Origin of the sequence: Pseudomonas sp. GD03944, assembly GCF_029839275.1 — a bacterium.
Classification (GTDB): domain Bacteria; phylum Pseudomonadota; class Gammaproteobacteria; order Pseudomonadales; family Pseudomonadaceae; genus Aquipseudomonas.
Genome location: NZ_JAOCAH010000002.1, coordinates 249,928 through 269,496, shown reverse-complemented (window position 1 = coordinate 269,496; position 19,569 = coordinate 249,928). Strand labels below are relative to the sequence as shown.

19 protein-coding genes are annotated in these 19,569 nt (G+C 65.4%); 14 read left to right on the top strand and 5 right to left on the bottom strand.

Features of this window, described 5'->3' with window-relative positions; translation table 11 throughout:
* Positions 1-4: 4 nt before the first annotated feature.
* Positions 5-292 (bottom strand): Asp-tRNA(Asn)/Glu-tRNA(Gln) amidotransferase subunit GatC, encoded by a 288-nt coding sequence (gene gatC, locus N5C28_RS04980; protein ID WP_279820759.1) that lies wholly within the window; start codon positions 290-292, stop codon positions 5-7.
* A gap of 239 nt (positions 293-531) precedes the next feature.
* On the opposite strand from gatC, the gene mreB reads away from it, so the two are divergent.
* The 8 genes from mreB (at position 532) to tldD (ending at position 11,749) form a co-directional block, all read left to right on the top strand.
* A complete protein-coding gene (gene mreB, locus N5C28_RS04975) occupies positions 532-1,569 on the top strand; it encodes a rod shape-determining protein MreB (protein ID WP_279820758.1) in 1,038 nt (345 codons plus the stop codon).
* Positions 1,570-1,773: 204 nt separating this feature from the next.
* Complete coding sequence (gene mreC / locus N5C28_RS04970) at positions 1,774-2,826, top strand: rod shape-determining protein MreC (protein ID WP_279820756.1); 1,053 nt, start codon at positions 1,774-1,776, stop codon at positions 2,824-2,826.
* The gene (gene mreD, locus N5C28_RS04965) at positions 2,823-3,311 is read left to right on the top strand and encodes a rod shape-determining protein MreD (protein ID WP_279820754.1); all 489 of its coding nucleotides are present in this window, start codon (positions 2,823-2,825) and stop codon (positions 3,309-3,311) included. The genes mreC and mreD overlap by 4 nt, the downstream gene beginning before the upstream one ends.
* 45 nt (positions 3,312-3,356) lie before the next feature.
* Positions 3,357-3,980, top strand: coding sequence for a Maf family protein (locus tag N5C28_RS04960; RefSeq protein WP_279820752.1), 624 nt, complete (start codon positions 3,357-3,359; stop codon positions 3,978-3,980).
* A 114-nt stretch (positions 3,981-4,094) separates the two neighbouring features.
* A complete protein-coding gene (rng, locus tag N5C28_RS04955) occupies positions 4,095-5,552 on the top strand; it encodes a ribonuclease G (protein ID WP_279820750.1) in 1,458 nt (485 codons plus the stop codon).
* Positions 5,553-5,571: 19 nt separating this feature from the next.
* Positions 5,572-9,399: a YhdP family protein gene (locus N5C28_RS04950; RefSeq protein ID WP_279820749.1), complete on the top strand. Its 3,828-nt coding sequence runs from the start codon at positions 5,572-5,574 to the stop codon at positions 9,397-9,399.
* 56 nt (positions 9,400-9,455) lie between these two features.
* Complete coding sequence (locus N5C28_RS04945; protein ID WP_279820748.1) at positions 9,456-10,304, top strand: carbon-nitrogen hydrolase family protein; 849 nt, start codon at positions 9,456-9,458, stop codon at positions 10,302-10,304.
* Positions 10,305-10,306: 2 nt separating this feature from the next.
* Positions 10,307-11,749 (top strand): metalloprotease TldD, encoded by a 1,443-nt coding sequence (gene tldD / locus N5C28_RS04940; RefSeq protein WP_279820747.1) that lies wholly within the window; start codon positions 10,307-10,309, stop codon positions 11,747-11,749.
* Positions 11,750-11,773: 24 nt separating this feature from the next.
* Here tldD and yjgA read toward each other — a convergent pair whose 3' ends face one another.
* The gene (gene yjgA / locus N5C28_RS04935) at positions 11,774-12,292 is read right to left on the bottom strand and encodes a ribosome biogenesis factor YjgA (protein WP_279820745.1); all 519 of its coding nucleotides are present in this window, start codon (positions 12,290-12,292) and stop codon (positions 11,774-11,776) included.
* Positions 12,293-12,396: 104 nt separating this feature from the next.
* Between yjgA and pmbA the strand changes: the two genes are divergently transcribed.
* The 6 genes from pmbA (at position 12,397) to N5C28_RS04905 (ending at position 17,904) form a co-directional block, all read left to right on the top strand.
* Positions 12,397-13,743, top strand: a complete 1,347-nt coding sequence (pmbA, locus tag N5C28_RS04930) for a metalloprotease PmbA (protein ID WP_279820743.1) — start codon at positions 12,397-12,399, stop codon at positions 13,741-13,743.
* Between the two features lie 185 nt (positions 13,744-13,928).
* Complete coding sequence (locus tag N5C28_RS04925; protein ID WP_279820741.1) at positions 13,929-14,324, top strand: FagA protein; 396 nt, start codon at positions 13,929-13,931, stop codon at positions 14,322-14,324.
* Positions 14,317-15,693, top strand: coding sequence for a class II fumarate hydratase (locus N5C28_RS04920; RefSeq protein ID WP_279820739.1), 1,377 nt, complete (start codon positions 14,317-14,319; stop codon positions 15,691-15,693). The genes N5C28_RS04925 and N5C28_RS04920 overlap by 8 nt, the downstream gene beginning before the upstream one ends.
* A gap of 71 nt (positions 15,694-15,764) precedes the next feature.
* Positions 15,765-16,214, top strand: coding sequence for a hypothetical protein (locus N5C28_RS04915; RefSeq protein ID WP_279820737.1), 450 nt, complete (start codon positions 15,765-15,767; stop codon positions 16,212-16,214).
* A 10-nt stretch (positions 16,215-16,224) separates the two neighbouring features.
* Positions 16,225-16,836, top strand: coding sequence for a superoxide dismutase (locus N5C28_RS04910; RefSeq protein ID WP_279820735.1), 612 nt, complete (start codon positions 16,225-16,227; stop codon positions 16,834-16,836).
* A 168-nt stretch (positions 16,837-17,004) separates the two neighbouring features.
* Positions 17,005-17,904 carry a ZIP family metal transporter gene (locus N5C28_RS04905; protein ID WP_279820734.1) on the top strand — a complete coding sequence of 300 codons (900 nt, stop codon included), beginning with the start codon at positions 17,005-17,007 and terminating at the stop codon, positions 17,902-17,904.
* Between the two features lie 34 nt (positions 17,905-17,938).
* On the opposite strand, the gene N5C28_RS04900 is transcribed toward N5C28_RS04905, so the two are convergent.
* From N5C28_RS04900 to ptsN, 3 genes are read right to left on the bottom strand one after another with little or no spacing between them, the layout of a single operon-like run.
* Positions 17,939-18,211: an HPr family phosphocarrier protein gene (locus N5C28_RS04900; protein WP_279820732.1), complete on the bottom strand. Its 273-nt coding sequence runs from the start codon at positions 18,209-18,211 to the stop codon at positions 17,939-17,941.
* A 12-nt stretch (positions 18,212-18,223) separates the two neighbouring features.
* A complete protein-coding gene (rapZ, locus tag N5C28_RS04895) occupies positions 18,224-19,081 on the bottom strand; it encodes an RNase adapter RapZ (RefSeq protein WP_279820731.1) in 858 nt (285 codons plus the stop codon).
* 15 nt (positions 19,082-19,096) lie between these two features.
* Positions 19,097-19,561 carry a PTS IIA-like nitrogen regulatory protein PtsN gene (ptsN, locus tag N5C28_RS04890; protein WP_279820729.1) on the bottom strand — a complete coding sequence of 155 codons (465 nt, stop codon included), beginning with the start codon at positions 19,559-19,561 and terminating at the stop codon, positions 19,097-19,099.
* Between the last annotated feature and the right edge of the window lie 8 nt (positions 19,562-19,569).

Genomic DNA, 19,569 nt, shown 5'->3' with positions numbered 1-19,569 from the left:
TCCCTTACTCGATGACTTTCGGAACCAGGTACAGGCCGTTTTCCACGGCCGGGGCGATGGCCTGGTAGGCATCGCGGTGGTTTTCTTCGGCAACGGCGTCGGCACGCAGGCGTTGGGTGGCTTCCAGGGGGTGGGCCAGGGGCGCGATGCCGGTGGTGTCGACGGCCTGCATCTGGTCGATCAGGCCGAGGATGTTGTTGAGGGTGTCGGTGGTAGCCGGAACATCGCCGTCATTCAGGCCCAGGCGGGCCAGGTGGGCAATTTTCTCCACGTCGGAGCGGTCAAGCGCCATCGGGTTCTCCATATATAAGGTGGCCGGTAAGCGGCCGCCAGCGGGAATGTGAACGGGTTACCGTGCGTGAACGTAGCAGGGAACGGATGCCGTGAGCAGGCGGTCAAAGGCCGCGATGATGGGCCTGGAAGCCCGGAAAAACAGGCAATCTACCATATTGGCGCCTTGCTCAAAATCCCTGCCGTTGTTAGAGTTTGCCGCACTTTTTTACCCACGCGTTTCCTAGGGTCCCATATCCCATGTTCAAAAAACTGCGTGGCATGTTTTCCAGCGATCTGTCGATTGACCTGGGCACTGCCAATACCCTGATTTATGTTCGCGAGCGCGGCATCGTCCTGAACGAGCCGTCGGTCGTTGCTATCCGCACCCATGGCAACCAGAAGAGCGTTGTCGCCGTCGGTACCGAAGCCAAGCGCATGCTGGGTCGTACACCGGGCAATATTTCCGCCATCCGTCCGATGAAGGACGGCGTGATCGCCGACTTCAGCGTCTGCGAGAAGATGCTGCAGTACTTCATCAACAAAGTGCACGAGAACAGCTTCCTGCAACCGTCGCCGCGCGTACTGATCTGCGTACCGTGCAAGTCGACCCAGGTCGAGCGCCGTGCCATCCGTGAATCGGCCCTGGGCGCCGGTGCTCGTGAAGTGTTCCTGATCGAAGAGCCGATGGCCGCTGCCATCGGTGCCGGCCTGCCGGTCGAAGAAGCCCGCGGTTCGATGGTCGTCGACATCGGTGGTGGTACCACCGAAATCGCCCTGATCTCCCTGAACGGCGTGGTGTACGCCGAATCCGTGCGTGTCGGTGGCGACCGCTTCGACGAAGCCATCATCACCTACGTGCGCCGCAACTACGGCAGCCTGATCGGCGAATCCACCGCCGAGCGCATCAAGCAGGAAATCGGCACCGCCTACGCCGGTGGCGAGCTGCGTGAAGTCGACGTCCGTGGCCGCAACCTGGCCGAAGGCGTACCGCGCAGCTTCACACTGAACTCCAACGAAGTGCTCGAAGCACTGCAGGAATCCCTGGCGACCATCGTCCAGGCGGTCAAGAGCGCGCTGGAGCAGTCCCCGCCCGAGCTGGCCTCGGACATCGCCGAGCGCGGTCTAGTGCTGACCGGTGGTGGCGCGCTGCTGCGTGACCTGGACAAGCTGCTGTCCCAGGAAACCGGCCTGCCGGTGATCGTTGCCGAGGACCCGCTGACCTGCGTGGCCCGTGGCGGCGGCAAGGCGCTGGAAATGATGGACCGTCACACCATGGACCTGCTGTCCACGGAGTAAGGCGTCCGCTTACGGTCCCTGGCCCGATACGGGAAGTGACTGCGCTCGGTGTGCTGCACCCTCTGGCGACAGGTCGCCGGTGCAGCGTTCACGGGGGAGCGAAGCTGGGGGATGTTCATGTACAGTGCGCATCCCAGCTGATTTCTGCCGGGCCCGGCCACCGCACGATGCTTTTCGTACGACCACTGAGCTGCAAGCCGGGTGATGATCCGCTTGCAGCTTTTTGTTGCTGCTGACGTTACGAGGAGCTGCCCCATAAAACCGCTTTTTGCCAAAGGTCCTTCGCTGGGTGTGCGCCTGCTGGTACTCGCCGTGCTGTCGGCTGTGCTGATGGTGGTGGATGCCCGCTTCACCGTGCTCAAGCCGGTGCGCAGTCAGATCGGGGTGATCGTGGAGCCGGTGTTCTGGCTGGGCGAATTACCGGTCACCCTGTGGGAAAGTGCGACCCAGGAGCTCAGCTCCCGCACGGAGCTGATGGCTGAAAACGAAAAGCTCAAGGCCGAACGCCTGATGATGGAGCGTCGCCTGCAGAAGCTCGCCGCGCTCACCGAGCAGAACGTTCGCCTGCGCGAGCTGCTCAATTCCGCCGCACTGGTCGATGACGAAGTGCTGGCCACCGAGCTGATCGGTATCGATCCCAACCCCTTTACCCACCGTATCCTGATCGACAAGGGCGAGAAGGACGGCGTGGTGCTGGGCCAGCCGGTGCTCGATGCCCGCGGCCTGATGGGCCAGGTCGTCGAAGTGATGCCCTACAGCGCCCGGGTGCTGCTGCTGACCGACACCACCCACAGCATTCCCGTGCAGGTCAACCGTAACGGCCTGCGCGCCATCGCCACCGGCACCGGCAACCCGGAGCGCCTCGAGCTGCGCCACGTGGCCGACACCGCCGACATCAAGGAAGGCGATCTGCTGGTCAGCTCCGGCCTGGGCCAGCGTTTCCCGGCAGGTTACCCGGTGGCCACGGTGAGCGAAGTGGTTCATGACTCCGGCCAGCCGTTCGCCATCGTACGCGCGGTGCCCACCGCCAGCCTGAACCGCAGCCGCTACATGCTGTTGGTGTCCACCGACCCTCGCACGCCCGAGCAGCGCGCCACCGAGTCGGCCGAGGCCCAGGAAGCCGCCGACCGCAAGGCCCAGGAAACCGGCCAGCCGCCCGCTCCGGCCGCCGATGCTACGCCGGCCGCCGAGTCCACCACGCCGCCGGCGGCTGAAACCGACAGCGCCCCGGCCCCGACCCAGGAGAGCGAGCAATGATTGCTGCACGTGCGCGCAATGTATGGGTGATCTGGTTGAGTCTGGCCCTGGCCCTGTTACTCAGTGTGGCCCCCATGCTCAAGTTCATGGAAATGGGCCGGCCGCTCTGGCTGGCGCTGTTTCTGACCTACTGGGTGCTGGCACTGCCTCACCGGGTGGGCATGGCGACGGCCTGGATCATCGGCCTGCTGGCGGACGTGTTGAACGGTACGCTGCTGGGCCAGAACGCCCTGATCCTGACCCTGATCACCTTCCTGGTGTTGAGCCTGCATCAGCGACTGCGCATGTTCCCCATGTGGCAGCAGAGCATGGTGCTGATGGTGGTGTTCGGCCTGGCCCAGCTGGTCCAGCTCTGGCTCAATGCCTTGACCGGCAGCCGCCCGCCGACCCTGGTTTTCCTGCTGCCGGCCCTGGTCAGTGCCTTGCTGTGGCCCTGGGTCTGCATGATCCTGCGCGGTATTCACCAACGTCTCAGCGTCAACTGAGCAGGCCTTTCGGCCTTGCGCTAATCCGACAGGGAGCAGTCTGCCATGGCCACACTCTATCTCGCCTCGGGATCACCTCGCCGCCGCGAGCTGTTGACCCAGATCGGTGTGCCCTTCGTCACGCAAATCGCCCCCATTGATGAAAGCCCATTGCCAGACGAGGCTCCGGACGTCTATGTAGAGCGTCTGGCCCGTGCCAAGGCCGAAGCGGGCCTGGCCAGCCTGGGCGATCTGGAGGATGCTGTGGTGCTGGGCGCCGACACCGCCGTGGTGCTGGACGGGCGGATCCTGGGCAAGCCGCTGGACCGCGCCGATGCGCTGGCGACCCTGAACGCCCTGTCCGGCCGCGAGCACCAGGTGATGACCGCCATTGCCCTGGCCAGTCGCGGCCGTGTGCGCTCCCGGGTGGTGGTCAGCCAGGTGCGCTTCCGGACCCTGAGCGAGGTGGAAATCGCGGCCTACTGGGCCAGCGGCGAGCCGCAGGACAAAGCGGGCAGTTATGGTATTCAAGGGCTGGCGGCGGTGTTCGTCAGCCAGTTGCAAGGCAGCTATTCGGCCGTGGTGGGCTTGCCCCTGTGCGAAACGGCCGAACTGCTCGCAGAATTCGCTATTCCGTGCTGGCAGTCTCTGCCGGTCGACAATCAAGAGGTGGCGGGCCGCGTGCGCTGAACACCCCGGCTTTGCTCCAGAACCTGCTCACGAGTTCGCGAGCCGGCGCCCTGCACGATCCACGCAGGGCCGACATGCAGCCGATCAAGGACAGGTTTCAGAAGAGATGAGCGCATGAGTGAAGAGATTCTGATCAACATCACCCCGATGGAATCCCGGGTCGCGGTGGTGGAAAACGGCGTGCTGCAGGAAGTGCATGTCGAGCGCACCCAGCGTCGCGGCATCGTGGGCAATATCTACAAGGGCCGTGTGGTCCGCGTGCTGCCCGGCATGCAGGCGGCGTTCGTCGACATCGGCCTGGAACGTGCCGCCTTCATCCACGCCTCGGAAATCTCCAACCGCGAAGGCCCGGCGGTGGAAAGCATCAGCGCCCTGGTCCACGAGGGCCAGAGTCTGGTCGTGCAGGTGACCAAGGACCCGATTGGCAGCAAGGGCGCGCGCCTGACCACCCAGCTGTCGATTCCGTCGCGCTACCTGGTGTACATGCCGCGTACCAGCCATGTCGGGATTTCCCTGAAGATCGAGGACGAAGCCGAGCGCGAGCGCCTCAAACAGGTGGTGGCCGATTGCGTCAGCGCCGAAGGCATCGAAGAGGCGGGCGGTTTTATCCTGCGTACTGCGGCCGAGGGCGCGGGGGCCGATGAAATCCTCATCGACATCCGCTACCTGCGGCGCCTGTGGGACCAGATCGCCTCGCAGATGCAGACCGCGCCCGCGCCGTCGGTCATCTACGAAGACCTGAGCCTGGCCCTGCGTACCCTGCGCGACCTGGTGAGCCTGCGCACCGAGAAAATCCGTGTCGACTCCCGGGAAACCTTCGGCAAGATCACCCAGTTCGTCGCCGAGCTGATGCCGGAAATCGCCGACCGCCTGGAGCATTACCCCGGGGAGCGGCCGATCTTCGACCTGTACGGCGTCGAGGATGAGATCCAGAAGGCCCTGGAGCGCAAGGTGCCGCTGAAGTCGGGCGGCTACCTGGTGGTGGACCCGGCGGAAGCGATGACCACCATCGACGTCAACACCGGCGCTTTCGTCGGTCATCGCACCCTCGAAGAAACCATCTTCAAGACCAACCTCGAGGCGGCCACGGCCATTGCCCGGCAACTGCGCCTGCGCAATATCGGCGGCATCATCATCATCGATTTCATCGACATGGAAGACGAGGAGCACCAGCGCCAGGTGCTGCGCACCCTGGAAAAGCAGCTGGAGCGCGACCACGCCAAGACCAACATCATCGGCATCACCGAGCTGGGCCTGGTGCAGATGACCCGCAAGCGCACCCGCGAAAGCCTGGAGCAGGTGCTGTGCGAGCCGTGCATCAGCTGCCAGGGGCGCGGCAAGCTGAAGACGCCGGAAACCATTTGCTACGAGATCTTCCGCGAAATCCTGCGCGAGGCGCGGGCCTACCAGCCGGAAGGCTACCGGGTGCTGGCCAACCAGAAGGTGGTCGATCGCCTGCTCGACGAGGAGTCCGGCAACGTCGCCGACCTGGAAGCCTTCATCGGCCGCACCATCAAGTTCCAGGTCGAGACCATGTATTCCCAGGAACAGTACGATGTGGTGCTGCTCTGATGCGCCGGGCCCGCGCTGAATGACGCGTCTCGCCGTCTGGCTGTCCGGCGCACTGCGCTGGGGATTGGGGGTGTGCGCCGCGCTGCTGGTGCTGGCGGCGCTGTATGTCAGCCTCGGGCGCGAACTGGTGCCGCTGGTGGCCGAGTACCGCCTGGAGGCCGAGGACCAGGCGCGCGCCGCCCTGGGCATCCCCGTGGAGATCGGCAGCCTGGAAGGCCGCTGGCGCGGGTTGTCGCCGCACCTGATCGGTCACGATATCCAGCTGGGCGAGGGCGACAATGTCCTGCGCGTGGACCAGATCCGCATCGTGCCGGATGTCCTGGGCAGCCTGATGGCGTGGCAACCGCAGGTGGCCCGTCTGGAACTGGACGGCCTGCAACTGCATGTGCAGCAGGATCAGGACGGCAAGTGGGTGCTCAAGGGCTTGCCGCAGCGCGACGACGCCGCTGACCTGGATGTCGCCAAGACACTCAAGCAACTGCAGATGGTGCGACGGCTTTTCCTGGTCAACAGCCAGGTGACCGTCGAGGCATTCGAGCAGCCTGCGCAGACCCTCACTTACGTCAACCTCACCTGGCGCAACGGTGTCAGCCGCCAGCGCCTGGACGGTCGCCTGCTGTTGCCGGACGGCCAGCCGGTAGCCTTGCAGGTTCGCACCCGGATGCGCGCCGAGCGCTGGCGCGAGGCCAAGGCCGAAGCCTACGTGAGCCTGCCCCAGAGCGACTGGGCGCGCTGGCTGCCGCCGGGCCTGACCCGCGACTGGCGACTCGAGGAGCTGCAGGCCGGTGGCGAAGTGTGGATGACCTGGGCCGATGGCACCGTGCAGCGGGCGGTCAGCCGCCTGCATGCGCCGCAGGTTCGTGGCGGCTACGCCACGCGCAAGGACGTGGCGATCCAGGGTTTGGCGTTGAACGCGTATTTCGAGCGCACCGCGCAGGGCTTTCAGCTGCAGTTCGATGACCTGGCGTTCAGCCGTGACGATGTGCGTTGGGGCGAGGTGCAACTGGCGCTGAACCACCGACTGGCAGCGACCGACAGCCCGGCTGCTTGGGTGATCGAGGCCGACCGCCTCGACCTCGGCCCGCTGGTTCCGCTGGTCGAAGCCCTGGCGCCTTTGCAGGAGCAGCACATGACGGTGCTGCACGAACTCAATCCTCACGGTTCGCTGCGCAATGTCCACCTGGATATCCGCCCGCAGGCCGAGGGCGACGAGCGCCTGCGTTTCTTCGCCAACCTGCAGCGCATCGGGTTTTCCGCGTTCCACGCCTCGCCTGCGGCGGAAAACGTCACTGGCAGCATTGCCGGCGATCTCGGCCAGGGCGAGTTGCGCATGGCCACCGAGGACTTCTCCCTGCACCTGGACACCCTGTTCCCGAAACCCTGGCACTACAGCCAGGCGGGCGCGCGGCTGACCTGGCGCTTGAACGAGGAGGGCTTCACCCTGCGCAGCCCTTACCTGCAAGTGGTGGGCGAGGAAGGCAACGTGGCCGGGGATTTCCTGATCCGCCTGCTGTTCGATCCCGAGGCCGAAGATTACATGGACCTGCGGGTGGGCCTGCGCGATGGCGATGCACGCTACACCGAGAAGTACCTGCCGACCCTGGCACCCGGCCTCAGCCCGCAACTGGCGGACTGGTTGAAAACCGCCATCGTCGGCGGGGCGGTGGACGAGGGCTATTTCCAGTACCAGGGCTCGCTGAACAAGGGCGCGGAAAACGCGGCACGCAGCCTCAGCCTGTTCTTCGCCGTGCACGATGCCGAGCTGGCGTTCCAGCCGGGCTGGCCGTCGCTGCGCGAAGCCCGTGGCGAGGTCAAGATCGAAGACAGTGGCGTGCGGGTAGCGGTCAGCGAAGGCCGCCTGCTCGATACCCGGATCACCAATGCCTACGCCGAGGTGCCCACCTCGACCCAGGGCCAGCCACCGCGCCTGAAACTCAGCGGCGACCTGGAGAGCAGCGTGGTCGATGCGTTGAACATTCTGCAGAACGCGCCCATGGGCACCCAGGAGGTGTTCGCTGGCTGGGAAGGCGACGGGGCGCTGCAGGGCGCGCTCAAGCTCGACCTGCCGTTGACCAAGGGTGCTGCCCCTGAGGTGGTGGTGGATTTCGCCACGCAGCGCGCACGCCTCAAGCTGAGCAAGCCACTGCTGGAACTCAGCGATATTCAGGGGGATTTTCGCTACGACACCGCCCGTGGTCTGAGTGCGCCAAACATTCGCGCCAAGGCCCTGGGGCACGCCGTGCGCGGCAAGGCGGTGGCCGAAGGCGCGCGCGGCAAGGCGCGCAGCCGCATCGAAGCGCTCGGTACCGCGCCGGTGAACACCCTGAGCGGCTGGCTCGGCGTGACCCAGCCGCTGCCGCTGAAAGGGTCGTTGCCCTATACCCTGAACCTGACCCTGGATGGCGACGACAGCCAGCTGCGCGTGGATTCCAACCTGAAGGGCGTCTCGGTCGACCTGCCGGCCCCCTTCGGCAAGGCGGCCAACGACGAGCGCCAGGCCCGCTGGCGCATGAGCCTGGGCGGACGCGAGCAGCGCTACTGGTTCGATTACGCCGACCTGGCCAGTTTCTCGTTCGCTTCGCCGGCCGGGAAACTCAACGAAGGACGCGGTGAATTGCGCCTGGCAGACGGCCCGGCGGTATTGCCCTCCGCCAGGGGTGTCCGCTTGCGTGGACGGGTGGCCGAGCTCGACCTCGCGGCCTGGCAGAACACCCTGAAACCCTACGCCAGCGTGCCGCGAGACGATGCGCAGCAGCTGTTCCGCGATGCGCAATTGCAGATCGGCCGCGTCACCGGCATGGGGGCTTCGCTGGACAACCTCAGCGTGGGCCTGGAGCGCGCCCAGTCGACCTGGGCCCTGAGCCTGGACAGCCAGGTGGTCAAGGGCCGGGTCAACCTCCCGGATGGCGGTGAGGCACCGATTGTCATCGATCTGGATCACCTGCGCCTGCCGGCGGCGGAACCGCAGGGCAAGGCGCCCGTGGACAAGCCCGACCCACTGGTTGATTTCGACCCCCGGTCGATCCCGGCGGTGGATGTGCGCATCGCGCGGGTCCAGCAAGGCGATGACCTGCTGGGGGCCTGGTCGCTCAAGGCCAGGCCGCAAGCCAACGGGGTGCAGTTCAGCGAGTTGAACCTCAACCTCAAGGGCTTGGAGATCGATGGCAGCGCGGGTTGGCAGGGTATACCCGGCTCGACTAGCAGTTGGTACAAGGGGCGCCTGAAGGGCAAGGACCTGGCGGACGTGCTGTTGGCCTGGGGCTTCGCGCCCACCGCCAGCAGCGAGTCGTTCCGCCTGGATGTCGATGGCACCTGGCCCGGCTCGCCGGCCTGGCTCAGCCTCAAGCGGTTCTCCGGCACCATGGACGCCTCCCTGCGCAAGGGCCAATTCTCCGAAGTGCAGGGCTCGGCGTCGGCGCTGCGGGTGTTCGGCCTGCTCAATTTCAATTCCATCGGCCGCCGGCTGCGCCTGGATTTCTCCGACCTGCTCGGCAAGGGCCTGAGCTACGACCGGGTCAAAGGCCTGCTGTCGGCGAACAACGGGGTGTTCGTCACCCGCGAGCCGATCACCCTGACCGGCCCGTCGAGCAACCTGGAACTGGACGGCACCCTGAACATGGCCGATCAACTGATCGACGCCAAGTTGCTGGTGACCCTGCCGGTGACCAACAACCTGCCGATCGCTGCGCTGATCGTTGGTGCGCCGGCCATCGGCGGGGCGCTGTTCGTGGTCGACAAGCTGCTGGGCGACCGCGTCGCGCGTTTCGCCAGCGTGCAGTACGACGTCAAGGGCCCGCTGCAGGACCCGGAAATCACCTTCGACAAACCGTTCGAAAAACCGCGTTAACCGCCCGGCCAGGCTGTGTAAGCTGGCCAGGTATCCCTCACCGGTCTGGAGCCTGTATGAGCCTCGCCGTCATTCAACTGGTCAGTCAGGACGATATCCTGGCCAATCTGCAGCAGGCGCGGCGCCTGCTGGAAGAGGCGGCCGAGCAGGGCGCGCGGCTGGCAGTGCTGCCGGAAAACTTCGCCGCCATGGGCCGGCGTGACCAGGCGGCGATCGGCCGGGCCGAGGCGCTGGGCGAGGGTCCGATCCTGCCCTGGTTGAAACAGGCGGCCCGCGACCTCAGGTTATGGATAGTGGGTGGGACCCTGCCGCTGCCGCCGGACGGGCAGCCCGAGGCCAAGGTGCGGGCCTGTTCGCTGTTGATCGATGAACACGGCGAGCAGGTGGCGCGTTACGACAAGCTGCACCTGTTCGATGTGGATGTGGCCGACAGCCGTGGCCGTTATCGGGAGTCGGACGACTACGCCCACGGCGCACAGGTGGTGGTCGCCGACACGCCCGTCGGGCGCCTGGGTTTGACGGTGTGCTATGACCTGCGCTTCCCTGAGCTCTATGGCGCCTTGCGCGAGGCCGGTGCCGAGCTGATCACCGCGCCCTCGGCGTTCACGGCGGTGACCGGGGCAGCGCATTGGCATGTACTGGTCAGGGCCCGGGCCATCGAAACCCAGTGTTACCTGCTGGCGCCTGGTCAGGGTGGCGTACACCCCGGCGGACGCGAGACCTATGGCCATTCGATGATCGTCGACCCATGGGGCCGCGTACTGGCCGAACAGGCCCAGGGCGAGGCCGTGCTGTTGGCGCCGCACGATGCGGCGGAGCAGGCGGCGATTCGCCAGCGCATGCCGGTGTCCCGGCATAAACGATTTTTTGCAGCGGCCGAACCGCGGCTGCCAGGTTTGGAGTAGTTATGAACGCGACGTTGAGTGCCGTCAGTGAGCACCTGCTGGGGCCGGGAGGCCTGACCATCGATCACCTGCCGGGTGTCCTGACCGAGCTGGCGGGTCCCGGTATCGATGCCGCCGACCTGTATTTCCAGAGCCAGGTCTCGGAGACCTGGGTGCTGGAGGACGGCATCGTCAAGGAAGGCAGCTTCAACCTCGACCAGGGTGTCGGGGTGCGCGCCCAGTCCGCCGAGAAGACCGGCTTCGCCTACAGCAACGCGATCACCGCCGAGGCCCTGAGTCAGGCGGCCCGTGCGGCGCGCTCGATTGCCCGGGCCGGTCAGCATGGGCGCGTCCAGGCGTTCAGCAGCCCGCTGGTGACGCCGCTGTATGCGCCGGATAACCCGCTGGATGTAATCGACCGCGCCCAGAAGGTCGAGCTGCTCAAGCAGGTGGACCAGGCCACCCGAGCCCTCGATCCGCGCATCAAGCAGGTGACCGTCAGCCTGGCGGGCGTGTGGGACCGCGTGCTGGTGGCCTCCAATGACGGCTCTCTGGGCGCGGACATCCGCCCGCTGGTGCGCTTCAACGTGAGCGTCATCGTCGAGCAGAACGGTCGCCGGGAACGCGGTGGCCACGGCGGTGGAGGGCGCACCGACTACCGCTACTTCCTGAATGAAGACCGGGCCATGGGCTATGCCCGTGAAGCCCTGCGCCAGGCACTGGTTAACCTCGAGGCGATCGCCGCACCAGCGGGCACCCTGCCGGTGGTGATGGGCGCGGGCTGGTCCGGTGTGCTGCTGCACGAAGCGGTGGGCCATGGCCTGGAAGGTGATTTCAACCGCAAGGGCAGCTCCGCCTACAGCGGCCGGGTCGGCGAGCGCGTGGCGTCGAGCCTGTGCACCATCGTCGACGACGGTACCCTGGCGGGCCGTCGCGGCTCGCTGAGTGTCGACGACGAAGGCACGCCGACCGAGTGCACCACGCTGATCGAGAACGGCGTGCTCAAGGGCTACATGCAGGACAAGCTCAACGCCCGCCTGATGGGCGTGGCCCCGACCGGTAACGGTCGCCGCGAATCCTATGCGCACCTGCCGATGCCGCGCATGACCAACACCTACATGCTGGCCGGCGAGAGCGATCCGGAAGAAATCATCCGTTCGGTGAAGAAGGGCATCTACTGCGCCAACCTCGGCGGCGGCCAGGTGGACATCACCAGCGGCAAGTTCGTGTTTTCCACCAGCGAGGCCTATCTGATCGAGGACGGCAAGATCACCGCCCCGGTCAAGGGCGCCACGCTGATCGGCAACGGCCCCGAGGCGATGAGCCGGGTCTCCATGGTCGGCAACGACCTGGCGCTGGACAGTGGTGTGGGAACCTGTGGCAAGGATGGGCAATCGGTGCCGGTGGGCGTCGGACAGCCCACCTTGAAGATCGATGCGATTACCGTAGGCGGGACCGGCGCCTGATGGCGAAGGAGGTGTGGGGTGCGCTCAGCGCAACCCACGCTGTGTTTCATCCAGCTCGCGGATGTATTTGAAGATTTTCCGCGAAGCGGCCGGGGCCTTGTTCTGCGCGGCTTCGTGCTGTGCCTGGCGCAGGAGCTGGCGCAGGTGCTGACGGTCCGTTTGCGGATAGTCGTTGACGAAGGCTTCGAGCACGGCGTCGTCGCCATTGATCAGGCGATCGCGCCAGCGTTCCAGGTTATGGAAGCGCTCGTTGTACTGACGCGTGGAGGCGTCGACCTGGTCGAGCAGTTGCAGGATGGCTTCGACGTCCTGCTCGCGCATCAGCCGGCCGATGAACTGCACGTGGCGCTTCTTGGCGGCATTGGCCGTGTGTTTCGGCGCCTCTTCCAGTGCCCGGCGCAGGCCGTCGGTCAGTGGTAGTTTGTTGAGCAGGTCGGGCTTGAGGGTGGTCAGGCGTTGCCCGAGATCCTGCAGGGCATGCAGCTCGCGTTTGACCTGGGATTTGCTCTTCTCTCCGGAGAAGTCGTCAAGGTATTCAGACATGGGGGCGGTCCAGTGGAAAACGCCGTCATGATAGCAGCAAGTTTCCGGCTGCAAGCGTTCGGCCCGCGTATGGGCGCGTTTGCAGCCTTCGTTCAGGAGTTCTTATGAGTGCAGTAGACGTCGTCGGCCCCGAGGCCTTGCCGCAATTGCAGGCCCAGGTCGAGCAGATCATCGCCGAAGCGAAGAAGCAGGGCGCCAGCGCCTGCGAAGTAGCGGTTTCCGTCGAGCAGGGCTTGTCCACCTCGGTGCGCCAGGGCGAAGTGGAAACGGTGGAGTTCAACCGTGACCAGGGCTTCGGCATCACGCTGTATGTCGGCCAGCGCAAGGGCTCGGCGAGCACCTCGGCCAGTGGCGACGCGGCGATACGGGAAACGGTGGCGGCGGCCCTGGCGATCGCCAAGCACGCCTCGGAGGATGAGTGTGCCGGTCTAGCGGACGCCGGGCTGATGGCGCGCGAGTTGCCGCCCCTGGACCTGTACCACGCCTGGTCGATCACTCCGGAACAGGCCATCGAGCAGGCGCTGGTCTGCGAGGGCGCGGCTTTTGCGGCGGACAAACGCATTCGCAACGCCGACGGCACCACCCTCAACACTCATCAGGGCTGCCGTGTATACGGCAACAGCCATGGGTTCGTGGGCGGCTACGCGAGCACACGGCACAGTCTGAGTTGCGTGATGATCGCCGAAGATAACGGCCAGATGCAGCGTGATTACTGGTATGACGTCAACCGCCAGGGCGAGCTGCTCGCCGACCCGGCGGGCATCGGCCGTCGCGCCGCGCAGCGTGCGGTCAGCCGCCTCGGGGCACGCCCGGTGCCCACCTGCGAGGTGCCGGTGCTGTTCTCCGCAGAACTGGCCACCGGGTTGTTCGGCAGCTTCCTGGCCGCTATCTCCGGTGGCAACCTGTACCGCAAGTCGTCCTTCCTCGAAGGCTCGCTGGGGCAGAAGCTGTTCCCTGAGTGGCTGAGCCTGGATGAGCGACCGCATATCCCGCGGGCCCTCGGCAGCGCGTCGTTCGATGGCGATGGCCTGGCGACCTACGCCAAGTTCTTCGTCGAAGGGGGCGAATTGCTGTCCTACGTGCTGGGCACCTATTCCGGGCGCAAGCTGGGCATGCCGAGCACGGCCAACGCCGGTGGCGTGCACAACCTGTTCGTCAGCCATGGCAACGAAGACCAGCAGGCCCTGATCAAGCGCATGGGCCGCGGCCTGCTGGTCACCGAGCTGATGGGGCAGGGGCTGAACATGGTCACCGGTGATTATTCCCGGGGCGCTGGCGGTTATTGGGTGGAAAACGGCGAAATCCAGTTCCCGGTCCAGGAAGTCACCATCGCCGGCAACATGCGCGACATGTTCAAACAGATCGTCGCGGTCGGCAGCGACCTGGAGCTGCGCAGCAATATCCGTACGGGCTCAGTGCTGATCGAGCGGATGACCGTCGCCGGCAGCTGACCGGTTCCCCGGAGGCACACTCTGTGCCTCCTTGCTTTCTCCCTTCTGTTTTCCTGCCGCTTGCCGGGTGCGTATTCATCGCGCCGGGCGAGGCGCGGCTGTCGTTTAGTCCAGTGGCGCAAGGTATTGATTATTTTTATCAAATGATAATAAATATCATTACTTTTCTGCCAGGGTTGCTTTCCATGACATCTCGATCCCGCGCCACACCCTGCAAGGATTGTTGGTACTGGCAGGCATGGCGCATCCGCTGTGCGCTGTTCCCCGATGAGCCGCGACAACTCGATCACTACATGATGCACAGCGCGCTGCTGATCGAGCAGGGCGTGATGAGCCCCTGGCGTGTGTCGAGCACCATGCTGCGCCTGCTGCTCGACACCGCCAGCGACCCGGCCTTGCCCTGGCACTGGCGCAGCCTCTGCCTGGACCACGTCTACCGGCCTATGCGCGTTCTGCAGCACCTGGCCGACGATTGCGCCAAGCAGCGCAGCCTCAACCAGATGCGCAACCGCCTGGCAACGCTGCAACTGGTGCCCTCCCTCTCTCCCGCCGAACTGGCACAAGGAAATCCCTATGCATAACACCCGGACCGAACGCGACAGCATGGGCGAGCTGGCTGTCCCGACCGAGGCGCTCTATGGCGCGCAGACCCAGCGAGCGGTGAACAACTTCCCGGTGTCGGGGCAGCGCATGCCCGAGGCCTTCATCCGTGCGCTGATCCTGGCCAAGGCCGCCGCTGCGCGGGCCAACGTCGATCTCGAACAGATCCTGCCGGCCCAGGGTGATGCCATCGTGGCGGCCTGCCAGGAACTGCTGGCGGGGGATTTCATCGCGCATTTTCCGGTCGACGTGTTCCAGACCGGTTCCGGCACCAGCTCCAACATGAACGCCAACGAGGTGATCGCGACCCTGGCCAGCCGGATTCTCGGCGAGACAGTCAGCCCCAACGACCACGTCAATTGCGGGCAGAGCAGCAACGACATCATTCCTACGACCATCCACGTCAGCGCGGTCATCGAGCTGAGCGAGCAACTGCTGCCGGCCCTGGGGCACCTGCTGGCGGTGCTCTGCGACAAGTCGCTGGAGGTCCAGCCCTACGTGAAGACCGGCCGCACCCACCTGATGGATGCGATGCCGGTGCGCATGAGCCAGGTACTGGACGGCTGGGCGCAACAGATTCAGGCCAACATCCAGCATCTGAACGCCTTGCTGCCCAGCCTGCAGTGCCTGGCCCAGGGCGGGACGGCCGTCGGCACGGGGATCAATGCCCACCTGCGCTTCGCCGAGTGCTTCTGTGTGGAGCTCAACGCGCTGACCGGCCAGCAGTTCGCGCCGGGCACCAATTTCTTTGCCCTGATCGGCTCGCAGGACACCGCCGTGGCGCTGTCCGGGCAACTGAAAACCACCGCCGTGTCGCTGATGAAGATTGCCAACGACCTGCGCTGGATGAACTCCGGCCCCCTGGCCGGCCTGGCCGAGATCGAGCTGGAAGCGTTGCAGCCCGGCTCGTCGATCATGCCGGGCAAGGTCAACCCGGTGATCCCGGAGGCGACCGCCATGGTGGCGGCGCAGGTCATCGGCAACGATGCGGCGATCACTGTCGCCGGGCAGTCCGGCAATTTCGAACTGAACGTGATGCTGCCGGTGGTCGCGCACAACCTGCTCAGCAGCATCCAGTTGCTGAGCAACGTCAGCCGGTTGCTGGCTGACCGTGCCATTGCCAGCTTCAAGGTCAACGAGCCGAAGCTCAAGGAAGCCTTGGGCCGCAACCCGATCCTGGTGACGGCCCTGAACCCCCTGATCGGCTACCTGAAGGCAGCGGAAATCGCCAAGCAGGCCTACCGCGAAGGTCGGCCGATCATCGATGTGGCGCTGGAAAACACCGACCTCGACCGCGCCCAGCTGGAGCAACTGCTCAATCCGGAGCGGCTGACCGAAGGCGGTCTGTAACAGGGTCATGAGCCCGGCGCGGCCCTGAGGCGGCGCCACTGATGCCCCGGGTGGGCGAGGAGGCAAGTCTGATGGAGCTCTGGAAACGGACCATCGAAGCCGGTAACCGCTGTTTCAGTGCAGGACTCTGGGTCGAGGCGCGGGAGCATTACTTGCAGGCGCTGGCCTTGGCCCAGGTGTTGTTCGCGCGCTGTTCGGATGTCGACGGCGCGGTCGCCGCGTTCGTCATTTCCCAGCACAACCTGGCGGACCTGCACCTGATGCTGGGCCAGCCCGAAGAGGCCGCCGAATGCCTGTGCGCCTGCCACGAGCGGCTGCTGAGCAGCCGCTCCGATGAGCGCCTGCCGCCGGCATTGCGTGCGGCGGCGCTGCGCCACAGCAGCCGTACCTACAGCGTGTTGCTGCATTTCATCGGTGAATACGGCGCCTACCCGCGCACGGATCGCCTGCTTGAACGGCCGACCAGTCCCCAGGCAATCCCTGGGGCGTCGGCCGCGCCCCATGCTCGCCTATTACATTGAGGAATCGCCCATGCCTTACCTGCTGCCTGCCTTGCCCTACGCCTACGACGCCCTGGAACCGCACATCGATGCGCAGACCATGGAGATTCACTACAGCAAGCACCACCAGACCTATGTGAACGGCCTGAACGCAGCGCTGGAGGGCAACGCCCTCGGTGAGCTGCCGGTCGAGGAACTGCTGACCCGGTTGGCCGAGGTACCGGACAACGTGCGTGGTGCGGTGGTCAACCATGGCGGTGGCCACGCCAACCACAGCCTGTTCTGGGCGGTCATGTCACCCCAGGGCGGCGGTACGCCCGAGGGTGCGCTGGCCGCTGCGATCGAATCGCAGCTGGGTGGCTTCGACGTGTTCAAGGACGCGTTCACCAAGGCGGCACTGACCCGCTTTGGCAGCGGCTGGGCCTGGCTCAGCGTGACCCCGGGGAAAACCCTGGTGGTGGAGAGCAGTGCCAACCAGGACAGCCCACTGATGCACGGCAACACGCCGATTCTGGGCTTGGACGTGTGGGAGCATGCCTACTACCTGCGTTACCAGAACCGCCGTCCCGAATACATCGGGGCGTTCTACAACGTCATTCACTGGGCTGAAGTGGCGCGGCGCTACCAGGCCGCACTGGCCTGACACCGGCAGAAGGGCCGCTGCCTGCTAGGCTTTCTTCAGGTGCTCCACGCGGTGTCGGGGTGCCTGGGGAGGCGCTCCGCGTCGGGGCTCGATACCTTCCCAATCGCTGAACGGTGCCGGTTCATCCCGACGGTGATGACTGCCGCGCCGCTGACAAATAGGGCTTTCATGCGAACCTTGCTGCAAACCATCACGCTTTCCAACGGCCGCACGCTGCGCTACTTGGTCGGGTTCTGCGTCTTGCTCGGTGGCAGCACGCTGCTGCTGATGCAGGCGTCCGCCATCGCCGCCCAGTCCATCGAGCCGCAGATCTGGAGAGCCCTGCAGAGCGGCATGCTGTGCGCGCTGGGAACGGCGCTCGGGGCGCTGCCGGTGCTGTTCATGCGTTCGATCTCGACCCGGGTGTCGGACACGCTGCTGGGGTTCGGCGGCGGGGTGATGCTTGCCGCCACGGTGTTTTCCCTGTTGATCCCGGCCATGGGGGCAGCCCAGGACATCGGTTTTTCCAAGTGGGGTGCCGGGTTTCTCGCCAGCCTCGGGCTGATGATCGGGGCCAGTGCGCTGTTCGGCCTGGGGCGGGTGTTGCCGAAGCCGGTATTGAATGAGGAAACCGGTGGGGTGCGGGGGCTCGAACCGAGGGTCCTGCTGTTCGTCATCGCCGTGGTGCTGCACAACATTCCTGAGGGCATGGCCGTCGGGGTAGCGGCGGGAGCGGGGCTGGCGGGGGCGGACAGCCTGGCGATGGGGATCGCGCTGCAGGACCTGCCCGAGGGCCTGATCATTTCCCTGGTGCTGGTCAGTGCCGGCATGTCGCGGGGCAAGGCGCTGTTGATTGGCGCGGCATCCGGGTTGGTGGAGCCGCTGTTCGCGGTGATCTGCGCCTGGCTGGTGGGTGTTTCGGCACTGTTGTTGCCGTGGGGCCTGGCATTGGCCGCCGGCGCCATGCTGTTCGCCGTGACCCACGAGATCATTCCGGAATCCCATCGCAAGGGGCATGAAACCGAGGCCAGCCTGGGGCTGGCGGCAGGCTTCTGCCTGATGATGGTGATGGATACCGCGCTGGTCTGAATGCTTCGGGCGAGGCGGGTGGCTCGCCTTCGGCTCACTCGCCTTCGTCGAACTTGTTGTTGATCAGCTCGACGAGGGCATTGAGTGCATCGGCGTCCTGATCACCTTCGGTGTACAGGTAGACCGGCGTGCCCTTGCCGGCGGCCAGCATCATGACCGCCATGATGCTCTTGCCGTCGACCAGGCTGTCCGGCGCGCGGCCGATCTTGATCTGGCAGGGGAAGCGGCCGGCCACGCCCACGAACTTGGCGGCTGCCCGGGCATGGAGCCCGAGCTTGTTGATGATGGTGATTTCGCAGGCAGGCATCGCGGTAGTTCCTTAGCTGAGGTCGCGGTGGCGAACCTGAACGTTCTTCAGGATGGGTTTGAGGGCCTCGCCCAGGCGGTTGGCCAAGTAGACCGAGCGGTGATGCCCTCCCGTGCAGCCGATGGCCACGGTGACGTAGGCCCGGTTGCTGGCAGCGAAGCGGGGCAGCCATTTCTTCAGGTACGTGAACACGTCCTGGTACATCTCCTCCACATCGGCTTGCGCGGACAGGTACTCGACCACGGGCTGGTCCAGCCCGGAATAGTCGCGCAGCTCGGGCTTCCAGTACGGGTTGGGCAGGCAGCGGACATCGAACACCAGGTCGGCATCCACGGGCATGCCGCGCTTGAAGCCGAACGATTCCACCAGAAACGCGGTACCCGGTTCCGGCTGATTGAGCAGGCGCAGCTTGAGGGTGTCGCGCAGCTGGTAGAGATTGAGGTGGGTGGTGTCGATCTTCAGGTCGGCGAGGTCGGTGATCGGGCCGAGCAGCGCGCTCTCGTCGGCGATGGCCTCGGCCAGGGAGCGGTTTTCGTTGGTCAGCGGGTGTCGTCGACGGGTTTCCGAGAAGCGCTTGAGCAGGGTTTCCTCGTCGGCGTCCAGGTACAGCACATCGCACTGGATGTGGCGGGCGCGGACTTCATCCAGCAGCTCGGGGAAGCGTTTCAGCTGGCTGGGCAGGTTGCGGGCATCGATCGAGACCGCGACTTGCGGGTGCAGCAGTTCGGTGTGCAGCAGTGCGCGTTCGGCCAGCTCGGGCAGCAGGCCGGCGGGCAGGTTGTCGATGCAGTAGAAGCCATTGTCTTCAAGGACGTCGAGGGCGGTGCTTTTACCGGAGCCGGAGCGACCGCTGACAATGATCAAGCGCATGACTCTGTCCCCGGGTTAGCGACCGTTCTGTACGTCGACGACGACCTGATACAAGCTTTCGTTGCTCTGGGCCATGCGCAGGCGCTCACGGACCTCGCTGCGGTCCAGCATGCTGGCGACCTGGCGCAGCAATTCAAGGTGCTCGTCGGTGGCGGCTTCAGGGACCAGGAGAATGAACAGCAGGTCGACCGGGGCGCCATCGATGGCATCGAAATCGACCGCCGTGGCCAGCTTCAGCACGGCGCTGATCGGCGCCTGGCAGCCAGGCAGGCGGCAGTGCGGAATGGCAATGCCATTGCCGAAACCGGTGGAACCGAGTTTTTCACGGGCAATCAGGCTTTCGAAGATATCTTGTCCATCGAGATCGGGCAGGTCGCGCGCGATCAGGTTGGCGATTTGTTCGAGAACACGTTTTTTACTGCCGCCCGGCACGTTCACCAGGGAACGGCCGGGGGTCAGGATATTTTCAAGTCGAATCATAGGAGGGA